This window comes from Rudaea sp., assembly GCF_036383415.1.
GTDB lineage: Bacteria > Pseudomonadota > Gammaproteobacteria > Xanthomonadales > Rhodanobacteraceae > Rudaea.
This window is the reverse complement of record NZ_DASVOK010000151.1, coordinates 1-2,782: the sequence shown is the minus strand read 5'-3', so window position 1 is coordinate 2,782 and position 2,782 is coordinate 1. Positions and strand designations below refer to the sequence as shown.

Here is a 2,782-nt window from a genome sequence, read left to right as displayed (position 1 = left end):
TTTGCGGGTCACCGCGACCGAGGTGGGCTCGGCGAGGAAGCGGGAGCAGCTGCGGATGATGGCGAGATGGACGCCGAGGATGCCGACCGTCCAGGCGCCGGCCACGATCGGCTTCATCCAGAGGCTAAACAGGACGCCGGTTGCCACCACGAGCAGCATCACGACGTAGGATGCCGAGATCCGGGTCTGGGCATATTGCCGGAGCAGTTCGGCGTCGAAAGCCGGGCGGGTTCCACTGGTTGACGTTAACCGATCCCGCGCCTCACGCACCCGCTGTGCTGCGACGCGCCGGTTGTTCACCGGCACCGTCACCTGAGGTCCTGCCGGAAGCTGCACAACTTCAGGCTTTTCTGCGGGATTACTCATCAACAACACAAATCCTGCCCGCGTACCGCGCGCGCCTTTTGCATTGTCTATCTGTGACGCTAATTCATTAAGCGTTACCTTAAAGAGCTAAAGAAAGGCGTTAACCGGAGGTTAAATTAACTTTTGCGCCGGGCGCCGCGCCGTTGTGCGCGGTGGTCTCTTCATCGCACCGGCAGGAGTGCTGCGGCACCTACCAGGATTGCGAGTGGAACCGCGCCGAGCGGCCAACCGCGCAGATACACGGTCCGCTCGGGAACGAGCCAACTCGACGAGGAGACGCCGATGGGGTGGGAGGCACTCGGGCAGTGGGGCGATGACGCAGCTCGCATCGGGCCACTTGCCGGTGGGGTCGCCAACGACGTGTGGAGCGTGCACGTCCGGGGGCGCCTCGCGGTCGGCCGTCTCGGTGCGAGGAGCGATGCCGATCTCGCCTGGGAGACCGGGCTCCTCCTACGCCTCGACCGTGAAGGTCTGAGCGTGCCGGTGCCGATCCCGACCACCGATGGCCGGCTGTTCGCGGACGGACTGGTCGTGATGACATACGTGGAGGGCGGACCGCCGGAGACGGAGGCCGACTGGCGTCGCGTGGCCGATGTGCTCCGTCGGCTGCATCTGACGACGGCGGGGTGGCCGCAGCGTCCGGGCTGGCGATCGTCGACCGACCTGCTGCACGCCGAGATCGGGACGAAGATCGACCTCGGCGCGATGCCGCCGGAGGCCGTTGCCCGATGCCGGGCCGCGTGGGCGCGGCTCGTCGGACGTCGGACCTGCGTCGTTCACGGCGACCCCAACCCGCGCAACATCCGCATCACGGCAGATCGGGTCGCGCTGATCGACTGGGACGAGGCGCATGTTGACGTTCCCGATCTCGACCTTGTGCTGCCCCACAACGCAGCCGATCTCGATAGCGGCGCGCATGACATCGCCGCGCAAGCATCGGCCGCATGGGAAGCTGCCGTCTGCTGGGACGACGCCTACGCAATCAAGCGGCTTGCCCAGGTTCGAGCGGTCTGAGCAGCGGCTCGACGACGGGCCGCAATCGGCCCGTCCAGCGTCAGCGTAGAGGCCGGCACCGCGGCACCGGCAATTCTGATAAAGTCAGAACGAACTGGTCGCAAATCCTATTGGCGAAAGTGGCGACCTTTGGTTTCAGTAAAAAATTGCGTCAACGTACAATCTGGAGGGAGACTCATTCGTCTGAGCCTCCGTTTCGAAACCACATAAGCGAGCGCGACCGTCAAACAACATACCGCGATACTTCGCCACGCGCTCTCGAACATCAAAAATTGAACGAACCCAGCAGTAATTCCACATATGGTCGCTGTCGCGGTAGCGAATGGCAACCTTCCTAAGGATCTCATTTTTCATCCGATAACGCAGCACAGGTGACGTGAGGTACTCGCTGATCCGTCGCGTACCCGTCTTGATGTCCAACGCGACGGGACTACGGTGACAGTATACTAGACCTCCAACTAGAAGTTGAGAGTACTGCGCGCCGGCGACGTCTATGCAATTTCGGGATAATGGAAATGTGCCCCTGATTTGCCCGACGTGTCAAGTGCCATATCGAGTGCGGGCGGCCGGCCAGCTACTTTGCATGGGGTTGTTTTCGATATTTTGGCAGCGCGCACCTTCAAGGGAAACTCTCCCTCGCGACCCGACACTGCATGCCAAGGTGACCCGCGAGCGCGGGTCACCTTGGCCGCATGCGAGCAGGAGCTAGCGCTGCAGACGGGCGAGCAGGCTCGACGTATCCCAGCGCTTGCCGCCCATCTTCTCGACCTCGGCATAGAACTGGTCGACCAGCGCGGTCGCCGGCAGCGTCGCGCCGTTGCGGCGGGCTTCCGCCAGCGCAATCGAGAGGTCCTTGCGCATCCACTCGACCGCGAAGCCGAAATCGTACTTGCCTTCGTTCATCGTCTTGTAGCGGTTTTCCATCTGCCAGGACTGCGCCGCGCCCTTGGAGATGGTCTCGATCACGGCGGCGACGTCGAGGCCGCTCTTCTTGGCGAAGTGGATGCCTTCGGAGAGGCCCTGCACGAGGCCTGCGATGCAGATCTGGTTGACCATCTTGGTCAGCTGGCCGGCGCCTGCCGGTCCGAGCAGCTTGCACATCCGCGCATAGGCGCCGGTGATAACAGGCTCGGCGCCGGCATAGGCGTCTTCGCTGCCGCCGCACATCACCGTGAGCACGCCGTTCTCGGCGCCGGCCTGGCCGCCGGACACCGGCGCGTCGACGAACTTGAAGTCGGCCTTGGTGGCGGCGGTATCGAGCTCGCGGGCGACCTCGGCGGAGGCGGTGGTGTGATCGACGAAGGTCGCGCCCTTCTTCATGCCGGCAAAGGCGCCGTCGGGGCCGATCGTGACTGCGCGCAGGTCGTTGTCGTTGCCGACGCAGCACATCACGAAATCCTGA

The 2,782-nt window shown here is 63.7% G+C and carries 3 protein-coding genes; 1 reads left to right on the top strand and 2 read right to left on the bottom strand.

Annotation, left to right across the window (positions count from 1 at the left end):
• Window positions 1-366 (bottom strand): hypothetical protein (locus tag VF497_RS05905; RefSeq protein WP_330886701.1); only part of this gene is annotated, 366 nt, incomplete at its 3' end.
• A gap of 282 nt (window positions 367-648) precedes the next feature.
• On the opposite strand from VF497_RS05905, the gene VF497_RS05900 reads away from it, so the two are divergent.
• Entirely contained in the window at window positions 649-1,380 is a 732-nt protein-coding gene (locus tag VF497_RS05900; RefSeq protein ID WP_330886700.1) for a phosphotransferase enzyme family protein, read from the top strand.
• A gap of 705 nt (window positions 1,381-2,085) precedes the next feature.
• Here VF497_RS05900 and VF497_RS05895 read toward each other — a convergent pair.
• The coding region (locus VF497_RS05895; protein ID WP_330886699.1) for an NAD(P)-dependent oxidoreductase at window positions 2,086-2,782 on the bottom strand (697 nt) is incomplete at its 5' end.

Excerpts from the sequence above, each read along its gene's own strand:
- VF497_RS05900 (WP_330886700.1), top strand. The coding sequence starts at position 649 with ATGGGGTGGGAGGCACTCGGGCAGTGGGGCGATGACGCAGCTCGCATC.